This is a genomic window from Pseudomonas sp. ok266, from assembly GCF_900110195.1.
Taxonomy (GTDB): domain Bacteria; phylum Pseudomonadota; class Gammaproteobacteria; order Pseudomonadales; family Pseudomonadaceae; genus Aquipseudomonas; species Aquipseudomonas neuropathica.
On the sequence record NZ_FOCU01000010.1, the window covers coordinates 164,477 to 189,463 of the forward strand.

The 24,987-nt window shown below is 59.7% G+C and carries 26 protein-coding genes; 14 read left to right on the plus strand and 12 right to left on the minus strand.

Features of this window, described 5'->3' with window-relative positions; genetic code table 11:
- Window positions 1-3 precede the first annotated feature (3 nt).
- Window positions 4-291, minus strand: a complete 288-nt coding sequence (gene gatC / locus BMY54_RS19650; RefSeq protein ID WP_007901429.1) for an Asp-tRNA(Asn)/Glu-tRNA(Gln) amidotransferase subunit GatC — start codon at window positions 289-291, stop codon at window positions 4-6.
- Window positions 292-502: 211 nt separating this feature from the next.
- Between gatC and mreB the strand changes: the two genes are divergently transcribed.
- The 8 genes from mreB to tldD all read left to right on the plus strand — a co-directional run bounded on the left by mreB (window position 503) and on the right by tldD (window position 11,713).
- Complete coding sequence (mreB, locus tag BMY54_RS19655; protein WP_002555108.1) at window positions 503-1,540, plus strand: rod shape-determining protein MreB; 1,038 nt, start codon at window positions 503-505, stop codon at window positions 1,538-1,540.
- Between the two features lie 141 nt (window positions 1,541-1,681).
- On the plus strand, window positions 1,682-2,824 hold the full coding sequence (gene mreC / locus BMY54_RS19660) for a rod shape-determining protein MreC (RefSeq protein WP_093435930.1): 1,143 nt from the start codon (window positions 1,682-1,684) through the stop codon (window positions 2,822-2,824).
- Entirely contained in the window at window positions 2,824-3,315 is a 492-nt protein-coding gene (gene mreD / locus BMY54_RS19665; protein ID WP_034154468.1) for a rod shape-determining protein MreD, read from the plus strand. Before mreC ends, mreD begins: the two co-directional genes overlap by 1 nt.
- A gap of 37 nt (window positions 3,316-3,352) precedes the next feature.
- Window positions 3,353-3,949 carry a Maf family protein gene (locus BMY54_RS19670; RefSeq protein ID WP_093435934.1) on the plus strand — a complete coding sequence of 199 codons (597 nt, stop codon included), beginning with the start codon at window positions 3,353-3,355 and terminating at the stop codon, window positions 3,947-3,949.
- Between the two features lie 58 nt (window positions 3,950-4,007).
- Window positions 4,008-5,465, plus strand: coding sequence for a ribonuclease G (rng, locus tag BMY54_RS19675; protein ID WP_034154470.1), 1,458 nt, complete (start codon window positions 4,008-4,010; stop codon window positions 5,463-5,465).
- A 75-nt stretch (window positions 5,466-5,540) separates the two neighbouring features.
- Window positions 5,541-9,347: a YhdP family protein gene (locus tag BMY54_RS19680; RefSeq protein ID WP_093435938.1), complete on the plus strand. Its 3,807-nt coding sequence runs from the start codon at window positions 5,541-5,543 to the stop codon at window positions 9,345-9,347.
- 58 nt (window positions 9,348-9,405) lie between these two features.
- Window positions 9,406-10,266: a carbon-nitrogen hydrolase family protein gene (locus BMY54_RS19685; protein ID WP_093435941.1), complete on the plus strand. Its 861-nt coding sequence runs from the start codon at window positions 9,406-9,408 to the stop codon at window positions 10,264-10,266.
- Window positions 10,267-10,270: 4 nt separating this feature from the next.
- A complete protein-coding gene (gene tldD, locus BMY54_RS19690; protein WP_034154473.1) occupies window positions 10,271-11,713 on the plus strand; it encodes a metalloprotease TldD in 1,443 nt (480 codons plus the stop codon).
- Window positions 11,714-11,764: 51 nt separating this feature from the next.
- On the opposite strand, the gene yjgA is transcribed toward tldD, so the two are convergent.
- Entirely contained in the window at window positions 11,765-12,289 is a 525-nt protein-coding gene (gene yjgA, locus BMY54_RS19695) for a ribosome biogenesis factor YjgA (RefSeq protein WP_007915377.1), read from the minus strand.
- A 108-nt stretch (window positions 12,290-12,397) separates the two neighbouring features.
- Between yjgA and pmbA the strand changes: the two genes are divergently transcribed.
- The 6 genes from pmbA (at window position 12,398) to BMY54_RS19725 (ending at window position 17,765) form a co-directional block, all read left to right on the plus strand.
- A complete protein-coding gene (pmbA, locus tag BMY54_RS19700) occupies window positions 12,398-13,744 on the plus strand; it encodes a metalloprotease PmbA (RefSeq protein ID WP_093435945.1) in 1,347 nt (448 codons plus the stop codon).
- A gap of 251 nt (window positions 13,745-13,995) precedes the next feature.
- Window positions 13,996-14,403, plus strand: a complete 408-nt coding sequence (locus tag BMY54_RS19705; RefSeq protein ID WP_093435950.1) for a FagA protein — start codon at window positions 13,996-13,998, stop codon at window positions 14,401-14,403.
- The gene (locus tag BMY54_RS19710; RefSeq protein WP_093435954.1) at window positions 14,384-15,760 is read left to right on the plus strand and encodes a class II fumarate hydratase; all 1,377 of its coding nucleotides are present in this window, start codon (window positions 14,384-14,386) and stop codon (window positions 15,758-15,760) included. Before BMY54_RS19705 ends, BMY54_RS19710 begins: the two co-directional genes overlap by 20 nt.
- Window positions 15,761-15,787: 27 nt before the next feature.
- Entirely contained in the window at window positions 15,788-16,228 is a 441-nt protein-coding gene (locus BMY54_RS19715) for a hypothetical protein (protein WP_016984162.1), read from the plus strand.
- A 1-nt stretch (window position 16,229) separates the two neighbouring features.
- Window positions 16,230-16,841, plus strand: coding sequence for a superoxide dismutase (locus BMY54_RS19720; protein ID WP_093435959.1), 612 nt, complete (start codon window positions 16,230-16,232; stop codon window positions 16,839-16,841).
- Between the two features lie 30 nt (window positions 16,842-16,871).
- Window positions 16,872-17,765, plus strand: coding sequence for a ZIP family metal transporter (locus BMY54_RS19725; RefSeq protein WP_093435964.1), 894 nt, complete (start codon window positions 16,872-16,874; stop codon window positions 17,763-17,765).
- 94 nt (window positions 17,766-17,859) lie between these two features.
- Here the strand turns inward: BMY54_RS19725 and BMY54_RS19730 are convergent, their stop codons facing one another.
- From BMY54_RS19730 to BMY54_RS19775, 10 genes are all read right to left on the minus strand, one after another.
- The gene (locus BMY54_RS19730) at window positions 17,860-18,135 is read right to left on the minus strand and encodes an HPr family phosphocarrier protein (RefSeq protein ID WP_008085079.1); all 276 of its coding nucleotides are present in this window, start codon (window positions 18,133-18,135) and stop codon (window positions 17,860-17,862) included.
- Between the two features lie 15 nt (window positions 18,136-18,150).
- On the minus strand, window positions 18,151-19,008 hold the full coding sequence (rapZ, locus tag BMY54_RS19735; protein WP_038357533.1) for an RNase adapter RapZ: 858 nt from the start codon (window positions 19,006-19,008) through the stop codon (window positions 18,151-18,153).
- Window positions 19,009-19,010: 2 nt separating this feature from the next.
- Complete coding sequence (gene ptsN, locus BMY54_RS19740; RefSeq protein WP_093435969.1) at window positions 19,011-19,475, minus strand: PTS IIA-like nitrogen regulatory protein PtsN; 465 nt, start codon at window positions 19,473-19,475, stop codon at window positions 19,011-19,013.
- Window positions 19,476-19,486: 11 nt separating this feature from the next.
- Entirely contained in the window at window positions 19,487-19,795 is a 309-nt protein-coding gene (gene hpf / locus BMY54_RS19745; protein WP_093435973.1) for a ribosome hibernation-promoting factor, HPF/YfiA family, read from the minus strand.
- Between the two features lie 73 nt (window positions 19,796-19,868).
- Entirely contained in the window at window positions 19,869-21,362 is a 1,494-nt protein-coding gene (locus tag BMY54_RS19750) for an RNA polymerase factor sigma-54 (RefSeq protein ID WP_093435977.1), read from the minus strand.
- A gap of 187 nt (window positions 21,363-21,549) precedes the next feature.
- A complete protein-coding gene (gene lptB / locus BMY54_RS19755; protein ID WP_008085069.1) occupies window positions 21,550-22,275 on the minus strand; it encodes an LPS export ABC transporter ATP-binding protein in 726 nt (241 codons plus the stop codon).
- A complete protein-coding gene (gene lptA, locus BMY54_RS19760; protein WP_016984154.1) occupies window positions 22,275-22,820 on the minus strand; it encodes a lipopolysaccharide transport periplasmic protein LptA in 546 nt (181 codons plus the stop codon). The genes lptB and lptA overlap by 1 nt, the downstream gene beginning before the upstream one ends.
- Window positions 22,807-23,379, minus strand: coding sequence for an LPS export ABC transporter periplasmic protein LptC (lptC, locus tag BMY54_RS19765; RefSeq protein WP_038357537.1), 573 nt, complete (start codon window positions 23,377-23,379; stop codon window positions 22,807-22,809). Before lptC ends, lptA begins: the two co-directional genes overlap by 14 nt.
- 8 nt (window positions 23,380-23,387) lie before the next feature.
- Window positions 23,388-23,912, minus strand: coding sequence for a KdsC family phosphatase (locus tag BMY54_RS19770; RefSeq protein ID WP_093435982.1), 525 nt, complete (start codon window positions 23,910-23,912; stop codon window positions 23,388-23,390).
- Window positions 23,912-24,886 carry a KpsF/GutQ family sugar-phosphate isomerase gene (locus BMY54_RS19775; RefSeq protein WP_007912405.1) on the minus strand — a complete coding sequence of 325 codons (975 nt, stop codon included), beginning with the start codon at window positions 24,884-24,886 and terminating at the stop codon, window positions 23,912-23,914. The genes BMY54_RS19770 and BMY54_RS19775 overlap by 1 nt, the downstream gene beginning before the upstream one ends.
- Window positions 24,887-24,987: the final 101 nt, after the last annotated feature.

The window sequence follows — 24,987 nt, forward strand, 5'->3', positions numbered from 1 at the left end:
CCTTTAGTCGATGACTTTCGGAACCAGATACAGGCCGTTTTCGACCGCTGGTGCGATGGACTGGTAGGCCTCGCGGTGATTGGTCTCGGTCACAACGTCGGCGCGCAGGCGCTGACTGGCTTCCAGCGGGTGGGCCAGAGGCTCGATTCCGTCGGTATTAACAGCCTGCATTTCGTCGACCAGACCGAGAATGCTGTTGAGAGCGGAAGTAATGTGTGGAAGATCGGCATCATTGAGGCCAAGGCAGGCCAGATGAGCGATTTTTTCCACGTCGGAGCGTTCTAGCGCCATCGGGATTCTCCTGTGGAAAACAGAACGGACGGCGTCCGTGTGTTAGATTGTCGGAACACTACCGCACTTCTACGGTCATAAGGCCGCGATTGTGGGGCTTGGTGCACAGAAAAGCGGCCAATTTAACATATTGGCGCCTTGCCCAAAATCCCTGTCGTTGTTAGAGTTTGCCGCACTTTTTTACCCACGCGTTGCCTAGGGTCCCTTTCCCATGTTCAAGAAACTGCGTGGCATGTTTTCCAGCGATCTTTCCATTGACCTGGGCACTGCCAACACCCTTATTTACGTGCGCGAGCGCGGTATCGTCCTGAATGAGCCATCGGTTGTGGCCATTCGGACACACGGTAACCAGAAAAGTGTCGTTGCTGTCGGCACCGAGGCCAAGCGCATGCTCGGCCGTACGCCGGGCAACATTGCTGCCATTCGTCCGATGAAAGACGGCGTGATCGCCGACTTCAGCGTCTGCGAAAAGATGCTGCAATACTTTATTAACAAGGTTCACGAAAACAGCTTTCTGCAGCCTAGCCCTCGTGTGCTGATCTGCGTTCCATGCAAATCCACCCAGGTTGAGCGTCGCGCCATCCGTGAATCGGCCCTTGGTGCCGGTGCCCGTGAAGTATTCCTGATCGAAGAGCCAATGGCCGCTGCGATCGGTGCCGGCCTGCCGGTAGAAGAAGCTCGCGGCTCGATGGTCGTGGATATCGGTGGTGGTACCACTGAAATCGCGCTGATCTCCCTGAACGGTGTGGTGTATGCCGAATCCGTCCGCGTTGGCGGCGACCGCTTCGACGAAGCGATCATCACTTACGTGCGTCGTAACTACGGCAGCCTGATCGGTGAATCCACCGCTGAGCGCATCAAACAGGAAATCGGCACGGCCTACCCGGGCGGCGAAGTTCGCGAAGTCGACGTTCGCGGTCGCAACCTGGCCGAAGGCGTTCCACGCGCATTCACCCTGAACTCCAACGAAGTGCTGGAAGCTCTGCAAGAGTCCCTGGCAACCATCGTTCAGGCTGTGAAAAGTGCTCTGGAGCAATCGCCGCCGGAACTGGCTTCCGACATCGCCGAGCGTGGCCTGGTGCTGACCGGTGGTGGCGCGCTGCTGCGTGATCTCGACAAGTTGCTGGCCCAGGAAACCGGTCTGCCAGTGATCGTTGCCGAAGATCCGCTGACCTGTGTGGCTCGCGGCGGTGGCCGTGCATTGGAAATGATGGATAAGCACACCATGGACCTGCTCTCGAGCGAATAAGTCGCCGAGTGCAATACGTGGGTGAGCGCGCAGGCAGCACTTTGCAGTGCTGCCTGTTGGCGTTTATCTTCTGTCAGTCTTCATCCAGGCCGGTTTGATGCCGTATGAATAAACAGAACATTTGCCTGGGAGGAGCGGCTTATTAAACCGCTTTTCGCCAAGGGCCCTTCGTTGGGCGTGCGCCTGTTGGTGCTGGCCGTGCTATCGATCGCGCTGATGGTGGTCGATGCCCGCTTTGACCTGCTCAAGCCTGCGCGCAAACAAGCGTCGCTGGTGCTGATGGATGCCTACTGGATCACAGACCTGCCAGGTCGCTTGTGGGAAGGTGTCGCCAGCCAGTTCGGCAGCCGCACCGAGCTCGTCGCCGAAAACGAAAAACTCAAAACCGAAAACCTGCTGTTGCAGGGCCGCATGCAAAAGCTTGCCGCCCTTACCGAGCAGAACGTTCGGCTGCGCGAGTTGCTCAATTCTTCTGCACTGGTCAACGAAAAGGTCGAAGTGGCCGAGTTGATCGGTATGGACCCCAACCCGTTCACCCATCGCATCATCATCAATAAAGGTGAGCGCGACGGCGTGGTGCTCGGTCAGCCGGTGCTCGATGCGCGTGGCCTGATGGGCCAGGTGGTCGAGTTGATGCCTTACACCTCGCGTGTCTTGCTGCTCACTGACAGCACACACAGCATTCCGGTACAGGTCAATCGCAACGGGCTGCGGGCCATTGCCAGCGGCACCGGCAACCCTGAACGCCTGGAATTGCGCCACGTCGCCGACACTGCCGATATCAAGGAAGGCGACCTGTTGGTCAGTTCCGGCCTTGGCCAGCGTTTCCCGGCAGGCTATCCGGTCGCGACCGTGAAGGAAGTGATCCACGATTCCGGTCAGCCGTTCGCCATCGTCCGCGCCGTGCCGACCGCCGCGCTGAATCGCAGCCGTTACATGTTGCTGGTGTTCAGCGACAACCGCACCGCCGAAGAACGTGCCAACGATGCGGCGCAAGCGCAGGAAAATCTTGATGCCTTTGGCGGCGGTCCGATTATTCCGGCCACTGTACCGAAAACCGTGACCCCGCCTGCCGCAGCGGCTACGACGCCCGCGACGCCTGCCGCACCGACCGCCGCCGCTAGCGCCACACCGGCCAAACCCGCGGCAAGCAAACCGCCAGCGGCTGCCAAACCACCGGCAGCGACGCCAGCGGCGGCCAAACCTCCAGCTGCCCAGCCGGCTGCGCGACCTGCGGCCAAACCGCCAGTCAACGCACCAGCGACAACCGGGAGACAAGAATAATGGTCGGGGCTACCGCATCGCGTAACGGCTGGATTGTCTGGCTGACGTTTGTTGTCGGCATACTCCTGAGCGTGTCGCCATTGCCGATTTTCATGGAAATCCTGCGCCCGCTATGGCTGGCCTTGCTCCTGACATTCTGGGCTTTGTATATGCCGCACACAGTGGGCATGGTCACGGCGTTTTGCCTGGGCCTGGCCGAAGACGTGCTGCAGGGCGATCTGCTCGGTCAGAACGCGCTGATCCTGACACTGATCACCTTCCTCGTATTGTCATTGCAACAACGCCTGCGGATGTTCCCGATGTGGCAACAATGCCTGGTGATTCTGGTGATCTTCGGCCTCGCGCAACTGGTGCAACTGTGGCTCAGTGCCTTGACCGGTAACCGTCAACCAACCCTGGCGCTGGTACTTCCGGCGCTGGTCAGCGCCTTGCTCTGGCCTTGGGTCAGCTTTGCCCTACGCGGATTGCGCCGACGCTACAAAATCAATTGAGCCGGTGAAGCAGGGCACTGAACAGGGAGATGTTTTGATGAAGCCGCTTTACCTCGCCTCCGGATCGCCGCGTCGGCGTGAATTGCTCACGCAGATCGGCGTTCCGTTCTCCGCCATCAGTGCGGATATCGACGAAACCCCATCACCCGAAGAGTCGCCCTCGGCCTATGTCGATCGCTTGGCGCGCGGCAAAGCCGAGGCCGGACGCCGCACGGTCGTGTCCACTCAGCCATTCTGCGTGCTGGGTGCTGACACTGCCGTGGTGCTGGACGGCAAAATTCTGGGCAAACCGGTGGACGAAGCCGATGCATGCGCCATGCTGATGATGTTGTCCGGCAAGGAGCATGAAGTGCTGACCGCCATCGCCGTGCTTGAAGACGAGCGCTGCGAGTCGCGGGTGGTGCGCAGTCTGGTGCGGTTTCGCGCGATCAGCATTGAGGAAGCGGCCGCTTACTGGGCCAGTGGCGAGCCACGGGACAAGGCCGGTGGTTATGGCATTCAGGGGCTCGGCGCGGTGTTTGTCGCGGGCCTCAATGGCAGTTACTCGGCGGTGGTCGGGTTGCCGATTTGCGAAACCGCAGAACTGTTAGGCCATTTCGGCATACCCTGTTGGCAAAACCTGAACGCGCAATAAGCGTCGTACGAATCCAGATGCGGCCATTATCGTGAACACGCCTGAACGAGATCCTGCCATGAGTGAAGAGATTCTGATCAACATCACGCCGATGGAGTCGCGCGTGGCGGTGGTCGAAAACGGTGTGCTGCAAGAAGTCCACGTTGAGCGCACACAAAAGCGCGGGATTGTCGGCAACATCTATAAAGGCAAGATCGTCCGCGTGCTGCCGGGTATGCAGGCAGCGTTTGTCGACATCGGCCTGGACCGCGCGGCATTCATTCACGCCGCCGAAATCTCTCTACGTGAAGGTCCTGCGGTCGAAAGTATCAGCGCGCTGGTGCACGAAGGTCAAAGCCTGGTGGTGCAAGTCACCAAGGACCCGATTGGTTCCAAAGGCGCGCGCTTGACCACGCAGCTGTCGATACCTTCGCGTTATCTGGTGTACATGCCGCGCACCGCCCACGTCGGCATCTCGTTGAAGATCGAAGACGAAGCCGAGCGCGAACGCCTCAAGCAGGTGGTCAGCGATTGCGTGGCCAAAGAAGGCATCAAGGAGGCCGGTGGTTTCATTCTGCGCACCGCCGCCGAAGGCGCTGGCGCCGATGAAATCCTCATGGACATCCGTTACCTGCGGCGCCTGTGGGACCAGATCAACGAACAGATCAAAACCATCTCCGCGCCTAGCGTGATTTACGAGGACCTCGGTCTGGCGCTGCGTACCTTGCGTGACCTGGTCAACCCGAAGATCGAGAAGATTCGCATCGATTCCCGGGAAACCTTCCAGAAAACCACGCAGTTCGTCGCCGAACTGATGCCGGAAATCGCCGATCGTCTGGAACACTACCCGGGTGAACGACCGATTTTCGACCTCTATGGCGTCGAAGACGAAATCCAGAAAGCCCTCGAACGCAAGGTGCCGCTGAAATCCGGTGGCTATCTGGTGGTGGATCCGGCGGAAGCCATGACCACCATCGACGTGAACACCGGAGCTTTCGTCGGCCATCGCAACCTCGAAGAAACCATCTTCAAGACCAATCTCGAAGCGGCCACCGCGATCGCCCGGCAAATGCGCCTGCGCAATCTGGGCGGGATCATCATCATCGACTTCATCGACATGGAAGATGAAGAGCATCAACGCCAAGTGTTGCGCACCCTGGAAAAACAGCTGGAGCGTGATCACGCCAAGACCAACATCATCGGCATCACCGAGTTGGGCCTGGTGCAGATGACCCGCAAGCGTACCCGCGAAAGTCTCGAACAGGTGCTGTGCGAGCCGTGCAGCAGTTGTCAGGGGCGTGGCAAACTCAAGACTGCGGAAACCATCTGTTACGAGATCTTCCGCGAGATCCTCCGTGAAGCGCGCGCCTATCAGGCCGAGGGTTATCGGGTGTTGGCGAACCAGAAAGTGGTGGATCGCTTGCTTGACGAAGAATCCGGTAACGTCGCCGAGCTTGAAGGGTTTATCGGTCGCACCATACGCTTCCAGGTGGAAACCATGTATTCCCAGGAACAATATGACGTGGTGCTGCTCTGATCCCCTGCGTCACTTTTATTCCACCGCGGCTGGCCTCAGCTTTTCGCAGTATTTTTGCCATGGGAGCCAACTGACATGGAGCGTCTGACACGCATTCTGGCCACACTCACCCGCTGGGGGCTGGGCCTGTGCGCGTTGGTTCTGGTGTTGATGGCGTTGTACGTCAGTCTCGGTCGTGAGCTGACCCCGTTGGTGGCCGAATATCGCGCCGACATCGAAGACAAAGCGAGTGCCGCCCTCGGCATGCCGTTGCAGATCGGCGAACTTGAAGGCAACTGGAGCGGTTTTGCGCCGATCCTGCTGGCCCATGATGTGATGGTCGGCGCTGGCGCCAATGCGTTGCGTCTGGATCGAGTGCGCGCGGTACCGGATCTTTGGGCCAGCTTGTTGGCGCGCGAAGTGCGCATTGCCCATCTTGAACTCAACGGCCTGAAAATCAGCCTCAAGGAAGCCGAGGACGGCAGTTGGGCGCTGGAAGGTCTGCCGGTGCAGCACGATCAGCCGCTCGACCCGCAGCAACTGTTCAATCGTTCGCAAATGATTCAGCAACTGTCGGTGCTCGACAGTCAGGTAACTTTGCAACCGCTGGATCACGCGCCGCTCACCCTCACCTATGTCGGCCTCAATCTGAAAACCGGCGCCAGCCGTCAACGGCTCGATGCGCGTTTGACCTTGCCGGATGGCCAGCCCGTTGCACTGAGCCTGCGCACGCGGATTCGCCCGGAGCAATGGCAGGACAGTGTGGTGGACGGTTATGCCAGCCTGCCGCAAAGCGACTGGTCGAAGTGGCTGCCAGAACGTCTGACCCAGCAATGGAATTTTTCCGAGATCAAAGCCGGTGGCGAACTTTGGGTCAATTGGGCCAAGGGCACACTGCAGAGTGCCGCGTTACGCTTGAATGCTCCGCAACTGACCGGCGCCTATGCCGATCGCAAGCCGATCCAGATCAATAATCTGGCGCTTAATGCCTACTACGAGAACAGTGATGAGGGTGCGACCATTACCCTCGATTCACTGGCGATGAGTTTCGGCGAAAACCGTTGGGAGTCTCATGTCCAACTGAAGCAGACGCGCGCAACCGACAAGGTGGAAGAGCTCTGGCACTTGCAGGCGGATCGTCTCGATCTGACTCCGATCACCCCGTTGCTCAATGCGTTGGGGCCGTTGCCGCAAGGTTTCGCCACGGCCGTCGATCATCTGAAAGTCACCGGTAGCCTGCGTAACGTGTTGCTGGATTTTCGCCCCAATGCCACCGATGGCAACAAATTCAGTTTCGCCAGCAATCTGGACAATGTTGGTTTCGATGCCTATCACGGCGCTCCGGCAGCACGAAACGTCAGTGGTAGCCTCAGCGGTAACCTGGACGGTGGCGAGTTGCGCATGGACAGCAAGGATTTTGTCCTGCACCTCGACCCGATTTTCGCCAAGCCATGGCAGTACATTCAGGCCAATGCGCGGCTGACCTGGAAGCTCGACAAAGACGGCTTCACCCTGATCGCTCCGTACCTGAAGGTGCTTGGCGAGGAAGGCAAGATTGCCGGCGATTTCCTGATACGCCTGCATTTCGACCATAGCCAGGAAGACTACATGGACCTGCGGGTCGGTCTGGTCGATGGCGACGGTCGCTACACGGCCAAGTACCTGCCTCAAGTGCTCAGCCCAGCGCTCGACGAGTGGCTGCGTACGGCCATCCTCAAAGGTGCAGTCGATCAGGGCTTCTTCCAGTATCAGGGCTCGCTGAGCAAAAATGCCGGGGAGGCCGATCGCAGTATCAGTCTGTTCTTCAAAGTGCACGACGCTGAACTGGCGTTCCAGCCGGGCTGGCCGCACGTGAGCAAGGTCAGTGGCGATGTGTTTATCGAAGACAGCGGTGTGCGGATCGTGGCCGACAAGGGCCAGTTGCTTGACACTCAAGTCAGCGATGTCTTCGTCAATATTCCCCATGTGCCGGCCGGACAACATACGCATATGTTCCTCGATGGCGCCTTTGCCGGTGGGTTGGGGGATGGCTTGAAGATTCTTCAGGAAGCGCCGATCGGCACCGGTGAGACCTTTGCCGGATGGGAAGGGGCGGGTGATCTGCAAGGCAAGCTCAAACTGGACATCCCGCTGGACAAGGGCGGCGACCTGCCGAAGATTCTGGTCGACTTCAAAACCGCCAATGCGCGCCTGAAACTCGCCGAGCCGAAGCTTGAGCTGACCCAACTCAAGGGTGATTTCCGCTTCGACAGCGCCAAAGGACTCAGCGGGCAGAACATCGCCGCGCGGGCGTTCGACAAACCGGTGACCGCGCAGATCTTCGCTGATGGCAGCCCCGGCAAGCTCAAGACCCGGGTTGCCGCATCCGGTCAGGTCGAAGTGAAGAAACTCACCGACTGGCTGGGCGTGACGCAACCATTGCCGGTTTCCGGGACCATTCCTTATCAGTTGCAATTGAATCTGGACGGCGCCGACAGCCAGTTGATGGTCAGTTCCAGCATGAAGGGTGTGGCGGTGGATCTGCCGGCACCGTTCGGTATGGCGGCAGATGTCGGACGCGATACCGTGTTCCGCATGACTTTGCAGGGGCAGGAGCGGCGTTATTGGGTCAACTACGACCAACTGGCCAATTTCACCTTCGCAGCACCGCCGAGCAATTTTGCCGAGGGCCGTGGCGAATTGTTCCTCGGTGCCGGCGAAGCGGTGCTGCCGGGCGCCAAAGGCTTGCGGGTTCGCGGGGTGCTCTCGGAACTGGACGTCGCGCCGTGGCAGGATCTGGTGAACAAATACGCCGGGCAGGATCCGGGCGGCAGCGCCAAGCAATTGCTCAACAGTGCTGATTTCAAAGTCGGCAAGCTCACGGCACTCGGGACCACGCTGGATCAGGCATCGGTGCAGGTCAATCGCAAACCAGGCGCATGGAATCTGGCTCTCGACAGCCAGCAGGCCAAGGGCTCGGCGAGCCTGCCGGACGCCAAGGGCGTGCCGATTGCGGTGAATTTGCAGTACGTGAAACTGCCAGCGCCGGACCCGACGGTACAGGCTGACGAAAATTCGCCAGACCCGTTGGCGTCGGTCGATCCGACGAAGGTTCCGGCGCTGGACATCACCATCAATCAACTGTTTCTCGGGCCGGATCTGGTCGGCGGCTGGTCGCTCAAAGTGCGACCGACCGCGAAAGGCATCGCCCTGAACAACCTCGACATGGGCCTCAAAGGCATCCTGTTGCAGGGCAACGGCGGCTGGGAAGGTGCGCCGGGGGCGACCAATAGCTGGTTCAAGGGCCGGATTGGCGGCAAGAATCTTGCCGATGTCCTCAAGGGGTGGGGCTTTGCGCCGAGCGTGACCAGCGAAGAATTTCATATGGACGTCGATGGCCGCTGGCCGGGCTCGCCGGCCTGGCTGGCGACCAAGCGCTTCTCCGGCACCCTTGATGCGTCGTTGAACAAAGGTCAGTTTGTTGAAGTGGAGGGCGGTGCGCAGGCGTTGCGAGTGTTTGGCCTGCTTAACTTCAACTCCATCGGCCGGCGTCTGCGTCTGGACTTCTCCGATCTGTTCGGCAAAGGCTTGAGCTACGACCGGGTCAAAGGCCTGTTGGTGGCAAATAACGGTGTGTATGTCACCCGTGAACCGATTCGCCTGACCGGTCCTTCGAGCAACATTGAGCTGGACGGTACGCTGGATCTGGTCGGTGATCAGGTGGACGCCAAGTTGCTGGTGACCTTGCCGGTGACCAACAACTTGCCGATTGCGGCGCTGATCGTCGGCGCACCGGCGGTCGGCGGCGCGTTGTTCCTGATCGACAAGCTGATCGGTGACCGCGTGGCGCGCTTTGCCAGTGTGAAATACACCGTCAAAGGCCCATGGAAAGAGCCGAAAATCACCTTCGACAAGCCTTTTTGAACAGCCAGCCACTGAACCGATGGAGTAGCATGGCCGCATATCTCTTGCGGAGTTCGCCATGTCTTTAGCGGTGATTCAAATGGTCAGCCAGAGCGACGTGCTGGCCAATCTGGCCCAGGCCCGGCGCCTGCTCGAACAGGCAGCGGCCGGTGGCGCGAAGCTGGCGGTGCTGCCGGAAAACTTCGCCGCCATGGGCCGTCGCGACATCGCTGATATCGGCCGCGCCGAAGCATTGGGCGAAGGGCCGATCCTGCCGTGGTTGAAACAGACCGCCCGCGACCTCAAGTTATGGATAGTGGCCGGCACCTTGCCGTTGCCTCCAGTGGATCAGCCGACGGCCAAAGCCAACGCCTGCTCGCTGCTGGTCAATGAGCATGGCGAAGTCGTTGCCCGCTATGACAAGTTGCATCTGTTCGATGTGGATGTGGCGGACAATCGCGGCCGTTATCGCGAATCCGATGACTATGCTTATGGCAGTGGCGTTGTCGTTGCCGATACGCCCGTGGGGCGAGTCGGTCTGACCGTGTGTTACGACTTGCGCTTTCCCGAGCTGTACAGCGAATTACGTGCCGCCGGTGCCGAGTTGATTACCGCACCGTCAGCCTTTACTGCGGTGACCGGCGCAGCGCATTGGGATGTGCTGATTCGCGCACGCGCCATCGAGACACAGTGTTATGTGCTTGCCGCAGCACAAGGCGGAACCCATCCGGGACCGCGAGAAACGTTCGGCCATGCGGCAATCATCGACCCGTGGGGCCGGGTGCTGGCGAGTCAGGATCAAGGCGAAGCGGTGTTGTTGGCCGAGCGCGATAGCAATGAACAAGCGTCCATCAGGGCGCGAATGCCGGTGACGCGTCATCGGCGGTTTTTCTCGCAGGGCGCACAGCGGCCTGCCTCAGAACACGAATTTAAGGCGTAAACCTATGAGCGAGTTGTTGTCCTCAGTCAGTGATCACCTGTTGGCGCCCGGCGGCGTGACGATCGAGAGCCTGCAAGGCGTGCTCGGCGACCTGGCCGGCCCCGGCATCGACGCCGCCGACCTGTATTTCCAGGGCCAGATTTCCGAATCCTGGGCGCTGGAAGACGGCATCGTCAAGGAAGGCAGCTTCAACCTTGATCAGGGTGTCGGCGTGCGCGCGCAGTCCGGTGAGAAAACCGGTTTTGCCTACAGCAACGCGATCACCCTCGAAGCCCTCGGCGCAGCGGCCCGTGCCGCGCGTTCGATCTCCCGGGCCGGGCAGAACGGCACAGTCCAGGCGTTTACCACTCAAGATGTTGCACAGTTATACGCGCCGGATAACCCGCTGGAAGTGTTGAGCCGCGCCGAGAAAGTCGAGCTGCTCAAGCGCATCGATGTCGCCACCCGCGCACTTGACCCGCGTATCCAGCAGGTCAGCGTCAGCATGGCGGGTGTGTGGGAGCGGATTCTGGTGGCGTCCACCGACGGCGGTCTGGCCGCCGATGTGCGTCCACTGGTGCGTTTCAACGTCAGTGTGATCGTCGAACAGAATGGCCGTCGCGAGCGTGGCGGGCATGGCGGCGGCGGGCGTACCGATTACCGCTATTTCCTCGCCGAAGATCGCGCCATGGGCTATGCCCGTGAAGCGTTGCGCCAAGCGCTGGTGAATCTGGAAGCGATTCCGGCACCGGCTGGCACCTTGCCGGTGGTATTGGGTTCGGGCTGGTCCGGCGTGCTGTTGCACGAAGCGGTCGGTCATGGTCTGGAAGGCGATTTCAACCGCAAGGGCAGCTCGGCGTACAGCGGTCGCATGGGTGAAATGGTTGCCTCGAAGCTTTGCACCATTGTCGATGACGGCACCTTGAGCGGCCGTCGCGGTTCGCTCAGCGTCGACGACGAAGGCACGCCAACAGAGTGCACCACGCTGATCGAAAACGGCGTACTCAAGGGCTATATGCAAGACAAGCTCAACGCGCGGTTGATGGGCGTGGCCCGCACCGGTAACGGTCGTCGTGAATCCTATGCGCATCTGCCGATGCCACGCATGACCAACACTTACATGCTCGGTGGCGAAAGCGATCCGGCAGAAATCATCGCGTCGGTGAAGAAGGGCATCTACTGCGCCAACCTCGGCGGCGGTCAGGTCGATATCACCAGCGGCAAGTTTGTGTTCTCCACCAGCGAGGCGTACCTGATCGAAGACGGCAAGATCACTGCGCCGGTCAAAGGCGCGACGTTGATCGGCAACGGCCCCGAGGCGATGAGCCGGGTGTCGATGGTCGGTAACGATCTGGCGCTGGACAGCGGTGTGGGCACGTGCGGCAAGGATGGGCAATCGGTGCCGGTAGGTGTCGGTCAGCCGACGCTGAAAATCGATGCGATCACCGTGGGTGGCACGGGCGCATAAGAGGAGGTGGAGCTTCGGGTGGCGCGCAGGGCGACCACCCGGTGGCGAATATCAACGCAGACCGCGTTGAGTCTCGTCCAGCTCACGGATGTACTTGAAGATCTTGCGGCTGGAAGCAGGAGGTTTGTTTTGCGCAACCTCGTGCTGAGCCTGACGGATCAGGGAACGCAGTTGCTGGCGATCGGCGTCCGGATACTCGACGACGAATTTTTCCAGCACGGCATCGTCGCCCGCGATCAGGCGATCACGCCAGCGTTCGAGATTGTGGAAACGCTCGTTGTACTGACGAGTCGAGGCATCGAGTTGATCGAGCAAGGTCAGAATCGCGTCAGTGTCCTGATCGCGCATCAGTTTGCCGATGAACTGCAAGTGCCGTTTACGCGCGATGTTCGCGGTGTGCTTGGGCGCATCGGCCAACGCCCGGCGCATAGCGTCGGTCAGCGGCAGTTTTGCGATCAAGTCTGGCTTGAGTGTTGTCAGGCGCTCGCCGAGGTCAACCAGAGCATGCAGCTCGCGTTTGACCTGAGATTTGCTTTTTTCTCCCGTATCGAGGGAGTCGTCGTAAGAATCAACCATGGTGGCAGTCCGCAAAGAAACGCCGCCATGATAACCAGTCGGGGGCCGCTTGTCCGGCCCGGTCGCTCGATGACCCCAGCCGAAAGCAGAATTTGAGTGGAGATGAGCATGAGTGCAGTTCAAAGCGTCGGCCCGCAGGCATTGCCGGCACTGCAGGAACAAGTCGAGCAGATCATCGCCGAAGCCAAGCGTCAGGGCGCCAGTGCCTGCGAAGTCGCGGTGTCGCTGGAGCAGGGACTGTCGACGTCGGTGCGTCAGCGCGAAGTCGAAACGGTCGAGTTCAACCGCGATCAGGGCTTTGGCATCACCCTGTATGTGGGCCAGCGCAAAGGCTCGGCCAGCACGTCGGCGACCGGTCCGGATGCGATTCGCGAGACCGTCGCGGCGGCACTGGCCATTGCTAAACACACATCCGAAGACGAGGCCTCGGGCCTGGCCGATGCGGCGTTGATGGCCAAGGAACAACACGATTTCGACCTGTTCCACGAGTGGGACATCACCCCGGAGCAGGCCATCGAGAAGGCCTTGCTCTGTGAAGCGGCGGCATTCGACGCCGATGCGCGAATCAAGAATGCCGACGGCACCACCCTCAGTACTCATCAGGGCTGCCGCGTGTACGGCAACAGCCACGGTTTCATTGGTGGCTACGCATCGACCCGGCACAGCCTGAGTTGCGTGATGATTGCCGAGGCCGATGGCCAGATGCAGCGCGATTACTGGTATGACGTAAACCGTCAGGGCACTTTGCTCGCGGATCCGGTAAGCATCGGCCAGCGTGCTGCGCAACGGGCGGCGAGCCGTCTGGGCGCGCGCCCGGTGCCGACTTGCGAAGTGCCGGTGCTGTTTTCCGCAGAACTGGCGGGTGGTCTGTTTGGCAGTTTCCTCTCGGCGGTGTCCGGTGGCAGCCTGTATCGCAAGTCGTCCTTCCTTGAAGGCACCCTGGGGCAGAAGCTGTTCCCGGAATGGCTGACCATCGATGAGCGTCCGCACCTGATGCGCGCGATGGGCAGTGCTTCCTACGACGGTGATGGTCTGGCGACGTATGCCAAACCGTTCGTCGAAAAGGGCGAGCTGGTGTCGTACATCCTCGGCACGTACTCCGGACGTAAACTCGGTATGCCGAGCACGGCCAACGCAGGCGGCGTACACAACCTGTTCGTCACCCATGGCGATGAAGACCAGGCTGCACTGTTGAAGCGCATGGGCCGTGGCTTGCTGGTCACCGAATTGATGGGCCATGGCTTGAACATGGTCACCGGCGACTATTCGCGCGGGGCGGCGGGTTTCTGGGTCGAGAATGGCGAAATCCAGTTCGCCGTGCAGGAGGTGACCATCGCCGGCAACATGCGCGACATGTTCAAGCAGATCGTCGCGGTCGGTAATGATCTGGAGCTGCGCAGCAACATTCGGACCGGTTCGGTGTTGATCGAACGGATGACTGTCGCGGGCAGCTAAACCCCGGCCGTCACACACAAAAGGCGCGCCACCTCATCGGGTGGCGCGCCTTTTTTATTGGCTCCATACAAAACCAATGTGGGAGCGAGCCTACTCGCGAAAGCGATTTCACGGCCGACCGCAGTGGTGACCGGCACGACGCCTTCGCGAGCAGGCTCGCTCTCACAATGAGATCTGCATGGTTCGACGCTCTTGTTTTGGTTCTCATTATCATCTAATAATAAATCTCATTATCGGATGAGCCCCGGATCATGAGTTCTGCCTTGCACGAGCAGCCGTACCTCGAAAGCTGGCGCTGGATGAGTCGCCAGATCCGTTGCGCGATGGATCCCGACGAACCGCGCCTGATCGAACACTATCTGGCCGAGGGCCGGTATCTGGCCTGTTGTACGGCGACTTCTCCCTGGACCATCGCTGAAACCTCCTTCCATCTGCTGCTCGACACGGCCACCGACATCGCCTTGCCGTGGCATTGGCGCAGCTTCTGTCTCGATCAAGCCTGGCGTCCACTGCGTGAAATGGAGCGCCTGTCCCTGTGCAAATTCCGGCTCCAGCGTTGGCAACGCTATACCTGGCAGCTCGCCACCTGCGAACTGCTGCCCTCGATTCCTCTTATTGAACTGGTGCAAGGATTTTCAGATGACCAAGACACGTATTGAGCGCGACAGCATGGGCGAACTGCAGGTGCCGGTGGACGCTCTCTACGGCGCGCAAACCCAGCGCGCGGTGGATAACTTCCCGATTAGCGGCAAACCGATGCCGACGCAATTCATCCGCGCGCTGATCCTCGCCAAAGCCGCCGCCGCCCGCGCCAACGTTGAACTCAATCAGATCAGCGCCGCGCAGGGCAAAGCCATCAGCGACGCCGCGCAAGGCTTGCTCGAAGGCGACTTCATGCCGCATTTCCCGGTGGACATCTTCCAGACCGGTTCCGGCACCAGTTCCAACATGAACGCCAACGAAGTGATCGCCACCCTGGCCAGCCGTCTGCTCGGCGAGCCGGTCAACGCCAACGATCACGTCAACTGCGGCCAGAGCAGCAACGACATCATCCCGACCACCATTCACGTCAGTGCTGCGCTGGCCCTGCACGAACAACTGCTGCCGGCGCTGCTGCACCTGGTGCAAGTGATCGAGCACAAAGCCACGCACGTACATCGCCACGTCAAAACCGGCCGCACGCATTTGATGGACGCGATGCCGGTGCGCATGAGCCAGGTACTGAACGGTTGGGCGCAGCAGCTCAAGGCCAACATCAGTCATCTGCAGGATTTGCTGCCAAGCCTGCAATCCCTGGCGCAGGGTGGCACGGCGGTCGGCACCGGGATCAACGCGCATCCTGAATTCGCCGCACGTTTCAGCCGCCAGTTGAGTCAATTGACCGACGTGGAATTCACCCCGGGCAAGGATCTGTTCGCGCTGATCGGCTCGCAGGACACCGCCGTCGCCGTCTCCGGCCGGCTCAAGGCCACTGCGGTGTCGCTGATGAAAATCGCCAACGACCTGCGCTGGATGAACTCAGGCCCGCTTGCCGGCCTCGGTGAAATCGAACTCGAAGCCCTGCAACCGGGCTCGTCGATCATGCCGGGCAAAGTCAATCCGGTGATCCCGGAAGCCACCGCCATGGTTGCCGCGCAGGTGATCGGCAACGATTCGGTGATCACCATTGCCGGTCAGTCGGGCAATTTCGAACTGAACGTGATGCTGCCGATCATCGCGCAGAACCTGCTGAGCAGCATCGAGCTGCTGGCCAATTCCAGCCGCTTGCTCGGCGACAAAGCCATCGCCAGCTTCAAGGTGAACGAGTCGCGCCTTAAAGAAGCGTTGTCGCGCAACCCGATTCTGGTGACCGCGCTCAACCCGATCATCGGTTACCAGAAAGCCGCCGAAATCGCCAAGCAGGCCTACAAGGAAGGCCGTGCGGTGATCGACGTCGCCCTGGAACACACCGACCTGTCGCGCAGCCAACTGGAAGAGTTGCTCAATCCCGAGAAACTCACCGCCGGCGGCGTGTAAACCCCGCAACCGCTTTGGAGGCTCACCATGGAGCACTGGAAACGCACGATCGAACGGGCCAATCGCTGCTTCATGCTCGGCGAACTGATCGACGCCCGTGAGGCTTACCTGCAAGCCCTGGCCCTGGCGCAAGTGTTGTTCGAACGCTGGGCGGATGCCGACGAAGCGGTGGCGGCTTGCGTCATCTCCCACCACAACCTGGCCGATCTGCACTTGCGCCTGAATCAGCCGGAGGAGAGCGCCGAATACCTCTGCGCCATCCATCAACGCTTGTTGCAGACCATGCAGGACGAACGTCAGCGCCTGGCCTTGCGTGAAGCGGCGCTGCGCCAGAGCAGCAAGACTTACGTCGAGCTGTTGAATTTCATCAGCGAGCACGGTGAATACCCGCGCACCCAACGCCTGCTGCATCCGGATACCGGCAATGCGCGCCGCGCGCCTGCCCCCCATCACCACGGAGTCCATTGAAATGGCTTTTACCTTGCCTGCCTTGCCTTACGCCTACGACGCGCTCGAACCGCACATCGATGCGCAGACTATGGAGATCCACTACACCAAGCATCACCAGACCTACATCAACAACCTCAACGCCGCCGTAGAAGGCACTGAATATGCCGAATGGCCGGTAGAAAAACTCGTCGCCAGTGTTCAGCAATTGCCGGAAAAACTCCGTGCGGCAGTGATCAATCAGGGCGGCGGTCACGCCAATCACTCGCTGTTCTGGGAAGTGATGGTGCCAAGCGGCGGCGGCAAACCGGACGGCGCGCTGGCCAAAGCCATCGAAGAGCAATTGGGCGGTCTCGACAGCTTCAAGGAAGCCTTCACCAAAGCCGCGCTGACCCGCTTCGGCAGTGGCTGGGCCTGGCTGAGCGTGACCCCGGAGAAAAAACTGCTGGTGGAAAGCAGCGGCAACCAGGACAGCCCCTTGATGAACGGCAACACGCCGATTCTCGGCCTCGATGTCTGGGAGCACGCCTACTACCTGCGCTACCAGAACCGTCGGCCGGAATACATCAACGCCTTTTACAACGTGATCAATTGGCCTGAAGTCGCTGCGCGTTATCAGGCTGCGCTGGTTTAAGTCTTCTATAAAAACAATCCAAGGCTGACTATGGGCACTGAAACGCTGGCGATCGGAAGTGGGCGTATGTTTCGTTACGCAGTGGGATCGCTGTTGCTGTTGGCGGGCATGACTTTGCTGGTCGCCCACGGACTGGAATGGCTGAATCTCGAGCCGAGGCTGTTGCGCGCGTTGCAGGGCGGCGCGATCTGCGCCCTCGGCACGGCGCTCGGGGCTGTGCCAGTGCTGGTGATCCGGCGGATGCCGCAGACACTCAGTGATACCTTGCTGGGTTTTGGTGCCGGGGTGATGCTCGCGGCGACGGCGTTTTCGTTGATCGTGCCGGGCATTGCTGCCGCCGAAAGCCTCGGACTGACATCGTGGGGCGCCAGCAGCCTGATCTGCTTAGGCATCATGCTGGGTGCGTTCGGGCTGTATCTGGTCGATCGGAAGGTTTCCGGCGCGTCCCCGGAAATGCTCGTCGGCACCGTCGAGCATCCGGTGATTCCACCACGGATCTGGCTGTTCGTGTTCGCCATCATTGCCCATAACATCCCTGAAGGCATGGCCGTCGGCGTTTCTGCTGGCGGCGGCATGCCGGATGCGGACAGCCTGGCCATGGGTATCGCTTTGCAGGATGTCCCGGAAGGTCTGGTGATCGCGCTGGTGTTGGCCGGGGCGGGGATGTCGCGGGTCAGGGCGTTCCTGATCGGTGCGGCGTCAGGTCTGGTCGAACCGGTGTTTGCGTTGTTATGTGCGTGGCTGGTCAGTCTGGCGCAGGTGTTGTTGCCATTAGGACTAGCTCTGGCGGCGGGGGCGATGTTGCTGGTAGTGACCCATGAAGTGATTCCCGAGTCGCGACGCAATGGTCATGACAAACTGGCCAGTCTTGGCTTGTTGATCGGGTTTTGTCTGATGATGGTGATGGATACGGCGTTGGGTTGAAGCAGAGCAAAAGACCGCAGCCTGCGGCAGTTCCTGCAGGGAACGTATTCCAATGCAGGCGCTGCCGCAGGCTGCGATCTTTTGACCTTGGCTGTCAGCCGCCTTCGTCGAAGTAGTTGTTGATCAACGCCACCAGCGCATCCAGCGCTTCCTGTTCCTGATGCCCTTCGGTACTCAGATAGATCTTGGTGCCCTTGCCAGCCGCCAGCATCATCATCGCCATGATGCTTTTGCCATCAACCGTGGTCTCTGGTGTACGACCCACTCTGATCGTGCAATCCGGATACTGCCCGGCCACTCCAACAAACTTGGCCGATGCGCGGGCATGCAGGCCCAGCTTGTTGATGATTTCGATTTCCAGAGCAGGCATCGCGGTGTGAATCCTTTAAGTGAGGTCGCGGTGGCGAACCTGGACGTTCTTCAGGGTTTTCTGCAGGGCCTGACCCAGACGTTCGGTCAGGTAGACGGAGCGGTGATGCCCGCCGGTGCAGCCAATGGCAATGGTGACGTAAGCGCGGTTGCTCGCGGCGAAGCGCGGCAGCCACTTGTGCAGGTAGGTGAAGATGTCCTGAAACATTTCTTCGACCTCCGGCTGTGCCGCCAGGTATTCAGCCACCGGCGCATCGAGACCCGATTGCGCGCGCAGTTCCGGCTTCCAGTACGGATTGGGCAGGCAGCGCACATCGAACACCAGATCCGCATCCACCGGCATGCCGCGCTTGAAGCCGAAGGACTCGACCAGAAATGCGGTCCCCGGCTCCGGCTGGTTCAGCAGACGCAGCTTGATGGAGTCGCGCAACTGGTACAGGTTCAAATTGGTGGTGTTGATCTTCAGGTCCGCGAGGTCGGCAATCGGGCCGAGCAGGGCGGTTTCATCCTGGATCGCCTCGGCCAGTGAGCGGTTGGCGTTGCTCAGCGGGTGACGACGGCGGGTTTCGGAGAAACGCTTGAGCAGGGTTTCTTCGTCGGCGTCCAGATACAGGACGTCGCACTGGATGTGTTTGGCCCGGACATCTTCAAGCAGTTCGGGAAAGCGTGTCAGGTGGCTCGGCAGGTTGCGCGCATCGATGGACACGGCTACCAGCGGCTGCGCCAGTTCCGTGTGAATCAGCGCGCGTTCGGCCAGTTCCGGCAGCAAGCCTGCGGGCAGGTTGTCGATGCAGTAATAGCCGTTGTCCTCAAGGACATCCAGAGCCGTACTTTTACCCGAGCCGGAACGGCCACTGACGATGATCAAGCGCATGATTAGTGCCCGTTCTGCTCGTCCAGGACAACCTGATACAACGCTTCATTGCTTGGAGCGCTGCGCAGTTTTTCACGCACTTCCTTGCGATCGAGCATGCTGGCGATCTGGCGCAGCAGCTCCAGGTGCGCATCGGTGGCAGCCTCCGGGACCAGCAAAACAAACAGCAGGTCAACCGGTGCGCCGTCAATGGCGTCGAAATCAATCGGAGCATCAAGGTGCATCAGCGCACTGATCGGTGCTGTGCAACCCTTGAGGCGGCAATGGGGAATGGCGATGCCGTTACCAAAACCGGTGGAACCGAGTTTTTCACGGGCAATCAGTGCCTCGTAGACATCTTGCATCTCCAGATCCGCCACTTCGCGGGCGATCAGGTTGGCAATTTGTTCGAGGGCTTTCTTTTTACTGCCGCCCGGCACGTTCACGAGGGAACGGCCGGGGGTCAGGATACTTTCAAGTCGGATCATGGAATGGGGGGTTATCGACCGGTCGCGCCCTGGAGGAGGCTCTGGGTCTTTTCCTTATGCTTTTTGAGTTGGCGATCCAGCTTGTCGGTCAGCAGGTCAATGGCGGCATACATGTCGTCATGCTCGGCATTGGCAACCACTTCTCCGCCGGGAATATGCAAGGTGGCTTCGATTTTCTGCTTCAGCTTTTCGACGCACATCGTGACTTGCACGTTGGTGATCTTGTCGAAATGGCGCTCTAATCGGTCGAGTTTTTCGTTGATGTAGGTGCGCAGAGGTTCGGTCACTTCCAGTTGGTGTCCACTGATGTTGACTTGCATACAGCTTCTCCTTCGTTGCCAGTGCATAAAGCGGCAGGCCGGATAGCCTGCCACTGGAACGCTGTAACGTGGCTTACATCAACCGCTTGCGTTCGCTCGAAGGCGCGATCCCGAGGGATTCGCGGTACTTGGCGACGGTGCGGCGAGCCACCTGAATGCCTTGTGCCTCCAGTAAACCAGCGATCTTGCTGTCACTCAACGGCTTTTTCTGATTTTCCGCGGCAACCAGTTTTTTGATGATCGCGCGGATCGCCGTGGACGAGCATTCGCCGCCTTCGGAGGTGCTGACGTGGCTGGAGAAAAAGTATTTCAGTTCATAAATACCGCGCGGGGTATGCATGAATTTCTGTGTGGTCACCCGGGAAATGGTCGATTCGTGCATGCCGACCGCTTCAGCGATGTCGTGCAGAACCAACGGTTTCATGGCCTCGTCGCCGTACTCCAGAAAACCGCGCTGATGCTCGACGATCTGGGTGGCTACTTTCATCAGGGTTTCGTTGCGGCTCTGCAGGCTCTTGATGAACCAGCGGGCTTCCTGCAACTGATTGCGCATGAAGGTGTTGTCGGCGCTGGTGTCGGCACGGCGGACGAAACCGGCGTACTGGGCGTTGACGCGCAGACGCGGCACCGATTCCTGATTCAGCTCGACCAGCCAGCGCTCGTTGTCCTTGCGCACGATGACGTCAGGGACAACGTATTCGGCCTCAGTGGATTCGATTTGCGAGCCAGGGCGCGGATTGAGGCTTTGCACCAGTTCGATGACCTGGCGCAGCTCGTCTTCCTTGAGCTTCATGCGGCGCATCAACTGGCTGTAATCGCGGCTGCCGAGCAGGTCGATGTAATCGCTGACCAAACGTTTCGCTTCAGCCAGCCAAGGCGTCTTGGCGGGTAGCTGACGCAATTGCAGCAGCAGGCATTCACTAAGGTTGCGCGCGCCGATACCAGCAGGTTCGAATTGCTGAATGCGGTGCAGGACGGCTTCGATTTCATCGAGTTCGATGTCGAGTTCCGGATCGAACGCCTCGAGGATTTCTTCGAGGGTTTCGTCCAGGTAGCCCTGATTGTTGATGCAATCGATCAGGGTGACGGCGATCAGGCGATCGGTGTCGGACATCGGTGCCAGGTTCAGTTGCCACAGCAGGTGGCTTTGCAGGCTCTCGCCGGCGGACGTGCGGGTGGTGAAGTCCCATTCGTCGTCATCGCTGCTGGGCAGGCTGCTGGCGCTGGTCTGATAGACGTCTTCCCAGGCGGTATCGACCGGCAGTTCGTTGGGGATACGCTCGCTCCAGTCACCTTCCTCCAGGTTGTCCACCGTCGGCGCGGTTTCCTGATACGAGGGTTCCTGGATCTCGGTGTTGGGCTTCTGTTCGGCGTTGTCGGCCATAGGGTCGGAATTGTCGAAGTCTTCGCCTTCTTCCTGGCGTTCGAGCATCGGATTGGATTCCAGAGCCTCCTGGATTTCCTGTTGCAGATCCAGGGTCGACAATTGGAGCAGGCGGATGGCCTGTTGCAGCTGCGGTGTCATCGTCAGCTGCTGGCCCATTCTCAAGACTAGCGATGGTTTCATGGCAGGGGCTTAACACCTTATTCGCCGGCGCTATGCGCCATCCACTACAGGGCGCCGGGGCGCCAAACTTAAGCAAATTATATGCCTGAAACTGAAGTGTTTGCCTAGAGCGCTGTAACAATTAAAGCGTATTAATTCCTGCTTGAATCGATACAGCGCCCGGGCGGCGCACCGGGCACTGTTACGCTTACAAGCGGAACTCGTGGCCCAGATACACTTCCTTGACCAGATCGTTGGCCAGGATGGTTTCTGCATCGCCTTCGGCGATCAGTTGACCATCGTTGACGATGTAAGCGGTTTCGCAGATGTCCAGCGTCTCACGGACGTTGTGGTCGGTGATCAATACACCGATGCCCTTGGCCTTGAGGTGGTGGATGATCTGCTTGATGTCGCCGACCGAGATCGGATCGACACCGGCGAACGGTTCGTCGAGCAGGATGAATTTCGGTGCCGTTGCCAGCGCGCGAGCGATTTCCACTCGGCGGCGTTCACCACCGGACAGGCTCATGCCAAGGTTGTCGCGGATGTGGCTGATGTGGAATTCCTGCAGCAGGCTTTCCAGCTCCTTGCGACGGCCGGCCTTGTCGAGCTCCTGACGGGTCTCGAGGATGGCCATGATGTTGTCGGCCACCGACAGTTTGCGGAAGATCGACGCTTCTTGCGGCAGATAGCCGATACCGGCCTTGGCGCGACCGTGCATCGGCTGGTGGCTGACGTCCAGATCGTCGATCAGCACACGACCCTGATCGGCCTGTACCAGGCCGACGATCATGTAGAAGCACGTAGTCTTGCCGGCGCCATTCGGGCCGAGCAGGCCGACGATCTGGCCGCTGTCGATCGACAGGCTGACGTCACGCACGACCTGGCGGCTTTTATAGGCCTTGGCCAGGTGCTGAGCTTTCAGAGTTGCCATTACTGGGTTTTCTCGTCGGTTTTCTTCTTCGGCTGGATCACCATGTCGATGCGCGGACGCGTTTCGGTGACCTTGCTGCCGGTAGCGCGACCAGCGCTGGCCAGTTTCTTCACGGTGTCGTAGACGATTTTCTCGCCCTGAGTGACGTTGCCGTCTTTGTCGACGACCTTGGCCTTGTCGATCAGCACGACGCGGTTTTGCTGGGCATGGTATTGAATCGTCACGCCGTAGCCTTGAACCGGTTTGGTGTCGCCCTGGGTTTGCAACTGCTCGAAATAAGCCAGGTTGCCCACGGAGGTCACCACGTCGATATCTCCATTCGGCGCGCGAGTCATGGTGACGGTGTTGCCTTTAACGATCATCGAACCTTGGGTGATGATCACATCACCTTTATAGGTGGCGATGCCGTTCTTGTCGTCCAGTTGGGCGTCGTCGGCCTGAATGCGGATAGGTTGCTGCTGATCGTTCGGCAGAGCCCAGGCGCTCACGCTTCCCAGTGCTGCGCCCAGACTGAGCAAAATAGGGAGGGTTTTAACGAGCCTCATACTGTCCTCTTACGTTCGATAGCAGGTGTATCCTGCTTTCCTTCAGGTACGCTTTCATTCCAACGCCAGTCGATACACCGCCAGCGCCGTCGATTCTAACGGGTTGCTCGGTCTGCGCATATTCCTGCTGCGGGAACACGGTCATGCGAGTGGACGTGATCAGGATGTCACGCTTCTTTTCATCGGTGCGCGCAACGCGTACCGAGTCGATCAGTTCGACTTCGGTGCCGCCTGAGTTCACTTCACCGCGCTCACTGGTCACGTGCCACGGAAATTCTGTTCCGCGATACATGTTCAGGTCGGGTTTGGTCACGAGCGTGACGTCGGTTGCCTTCACGTGCTCGGCTTTTTCGGACGTCATCTCATACTGCACCTTGCCATCCGGCAGGTATTGCAGGGTATGCGTGTTGGTTGCATACCAGTCGATAGGCGTTTCAACCGAGGTGACCGGTGGTTTGTCGAGAAAGCGTTCCGGGCTGATATTCCAATAGCCGACCGCTGCGAAAATCGCAGCGATGCAGCCGAACAGCAGGAAGTTACGAAATTTTTTGCTGAACATGGTTTGGCTCACAGGTACGCGGCGTTGGCCGCATCGAGGCGGCCCTGGGCGCGCAGGATCAATTCGCAGAATTCGCGGGCGGCACCTTCGCCACCACGGGCGTGGGTAACGCCATGGGCGTGTTCGCGGACGAAATCGGCAGCGTTGGCCACGGCCATGCCCAAGCCTACCCGGCGAATCACCGGCAGGTCGGGCAGATCGTCACCGAGGTAGGCGACTTCTTCATAGCTTAGGCCCAGTTGCGCAAGCAGGCCGTCGAGCACGACCAGTTTGTCTTCACGGCCCTGAAACAGGTGGGGAATCCCCAGGTTTTTCGCTCGACGTTCAACGACGGGTGTCTTGCGGCCGCTGATGATAGCGGTCTGCACGCCGGCGTTCATCAGCATTTTGATGCCTTGACCGTCGAGGGTGTTGAAGGTCTTGAACTCGCTGCCGTCTTCAAGGAAGTACAGGCGCCCGTCGGTGAGGACGCCGTCGACGTCGAAAACCGCCAGTTTGATCGCTTTGCCGCGTTGCAGCAGATCGTTGCTCATTACATGACTCCTGCGCGCAGCAGGTCGGAGAGGTTGAAGGCGCCGACCGGGCGATCTTCCTCGTCTACGACTACCAATGCGTTGATTCGGTGATCTTCCATGATTTTCAGGGCTTCGGCGGCCAGCATTTCCGGGCGGGCAGTCTTGCCGTGGGCCGTCATTACCTGGTCGATGGTGGCGCTGCGGATGTCGATGCTGCGATCCAGCGTGCGGCGCAAGTCGCCGTCGGTGAAGATCCCGGCGAGTTTACCGTCGGTTTCAAGGATGACGGTCATGCCCAGACCTTTACGGGTCATTTCCATCAGTGCGTCCTTGAGCAGCGTGCCGCGTTGGACTTGCGGCAACTCTTGTCCGGCGTGCATGACGTTTTCCACTTTCAGCAGCAGGCGACGGCCGAGGGCGCCACCCGGGTGCGAGAAAGCGAAATCTTCGGCGGTGAAGCCGCGTGCTTCCAGCAGTGCCACGGCCAGCGCATCGCCCATGACCAGTGCTGCGGTCGTCGACGAGGTCGGTGCCAGGTTCAGCGGGCAGGCTTCATGCTCGACATGAACATTGAGATTGACCTCGGCAGCCTTGGCCAGCGGCGATTGCGGGTTGCCGGTGACGCTGATCAGCTGGATGCCCAGACGTTTGATCAACGGCAGCAGGGTTACGATTTCATTGGTCGAGCCGGAGTTCGACAGGGCCAGAATCACATCGTCACGAGTGATCATGCCCATGTCGCCATGACTGGCTTCGGCCGGGTGGACAAAAAAGGCCGGGGTGCCGGTGCTGGCCAGGGTGGCTGCAATCTTGTTGCCGATGTGCCCGGACTTGCCCATGCCAACCACGACTACACGGCCTTTACTGGCCAGAATCATCTCGCAAGCGCGTACGAAATCGGCGTCGATATGGGGCAACAAGCCTTGTACGGCTTCCACTTCGAGTTGGATGGTGCGTTGTGCCGATTGAATCAGGTCGCTGGATTGGCTCATGTCAGAAATCGTATAGCCCGATGAAAAGGCGGCGATTATAGCGGTTATGTTGCAAAGCCTCACGCAAGTTCGTCGTGCTTTGTCATTACTCGTTACCAAAA

Excerpts from the sequence above, each read along its gene's own strand:
- BMY54_RS19670 (WP_093435934.1), top strand. The coding sequence starts at position 3,353 with ATGAAGCCGCTTTACCTCGCCTCCGGATCGCCGCGTCGGCGTGAATTG.
- tldD (WP_034154473.1), top strand. The coding sequence starts at position 10,271 with ATGAGCGAGTTGTTGTCCTCAGTCAGTGATCACCTGTTGGCGCCCGGC.
- BMY54_RS19715 (WP_016984162.1), top strand. The coding sequence starts at position 15,788 with ATGGAGCACTGGAAACGCACGATCGAACGGGCCAATCGCTGCTTCATG.
- BMY54_RS19750 (WP_093435977.1), bottom strand. The coding sequence starts at position 21,362 with ATGAAACCATCGCTAGTCTTGAGAATGGGCCAGCAGCTGACGATGACA.
- BMY54_RS19685 (WP_093435941.1), top strand. The coding sequence starts at position 9,406 with ATGTCTTTAGCGGTGATTCAAATGGTCAGCCAGAGCGACGTGCTGGCC.
- mreB (WP_002555108.1), top strand. The coding sequence starts at position 503 with ATGTTCAAGAAACTGCGTGGCATGTTTTCCAGCGATCTTTCCATTGAC.
- yjgA (WP_007915377.1), bottom strand. The coding sequence starts at position 12,289 with ATGGTTGATTCTTACGACGACTCCCTCGATACGGGAGAAAAAAGCAAA.
- mreD (WP_034154468.1), top strand. The coding sequence starts at position 2,824 with ATGGTCGGGGCTACCGCATCGCGTAACGGCTGGATTGTCTGGCTGACG.
- BMY54_RS19730 (WP_008085079.1), bottom strand. The coding sequence starts at position 18,135 with ATGCCTGCTCTGGAAATCGAAATCATCAACAAGCTGGGCCTGCATGCC.
- BMY54_RS19720 (WP_093435959.1), top strand. The coding sequence starts at position 16,230 with ATGGCTTTTACCTTGCCTGCCTTGCCTTACGCCTACGACGCGCTCGAA.
- ptsN (WP_093435969.1), bottom strand. The coding sequence starts at position 19,475 with ATGATCCGACTTGAAAGTATCCTGACCCCCGGCCGTTCCCTCGTGAAC.
- BMY54_RS19725 (WP_093435964.1), top strand. The coding sequence starts at position 16,872 with ATGGGCACTGAAACGCTGGCGATCGGAAGTGGGCGTATGTTTCGTTAC.
- BMY54_RS19770 (WP_093435982.1), bottom strand. The coding sequence starts at position 23,912 with ATGAGCAACGATCTGCTGCAACGCGGCAAAGCGATCAAACTGGCGGTT.
- pmbA (WP_093435945.1), top strand. The coding sequence starts at position 12,398 with ATGAGTGCAGTTCAAAGCGTCGGCCCGCAGGCATTGCCGGCACTGCAG.
- lptB (WP_008085069.1), bottom strand. The coding sequence starts at position 22,275 with ATGGCAACTCTGAAAGCTCAGCACCTGGCCAAGGCCTATAAAAGCCGC.
- rapZ (WP_038357533.1), bottom strand. The coding sequence starts at position 19,008 with ATGCGCTTGATCATCGTCAGTGGCCGTTCCGGCTCGGGTAAAAGTACG.
- hpf (WP_093435973.1), bottom strand. The coding sequence starts at position 19,795 with ATGCAAGTCAACATCAGTGGACACCAACTGGAAGTGACCGAACCTCTG.
- lptA (WP_016984154.1), bottom strand. The coding sequence starts at position 22,820 with ATGAGGCTCGTTAAAACCCTCCCTATTTTGCTCAGTCTGGGCGCAGCA.
- BMY54_RS19705 (WP_093435950.1), top strand. The coding sequence starts at position 13,996 with ATGAGTTCTGCCTTGCACGAGCAGCCGTACCTCGAAAGCTGGCGCTGG.
- lptC (WP_038357537.1), bottom strand. The coding sequence starts at position 23,379 with ATGTTCAGCAAAAAATTTCGTAACTTCCTGCTGTTCGGCTGCATCGCT.
- BMY54_RS19680 (WP_093435938.1), top strand. The coding sequence starts at position 5,541 with ATGGAGCGTCTGACACGCATTCTGGCCACACTCACCCGCTGGGGGCTG.
- gatC (WP_007901429.1), bottom strand. The coding sequence starts at position 291 with ATGGCGCTAGAACGCTCCGACGTGGAAAAAATCGCTCATCTGGCCTGC.
- rng (WP_034154470.1), top strand. The coding sequence starts at position 4,008 with ATGAGTGAAGAGATTCTGATCAACATCACGCCGATGGAGTCGCGCGTG.
- BMY54_RS19775 (WP_007912405.1), bottom strand. The coding sequence starts at position 24,886 with ATGAGCCAATCCAGCGACCTGATTCAATCGGCACAACGCACCATCCAA.
- BMY54_RS19710 (WP_093435954.1), top strand. The coding sequence starts at position 14,384 with ATGACCAAGACACGTATTGAGCGCGACAGCATGGGCGAACTGCAGGTG.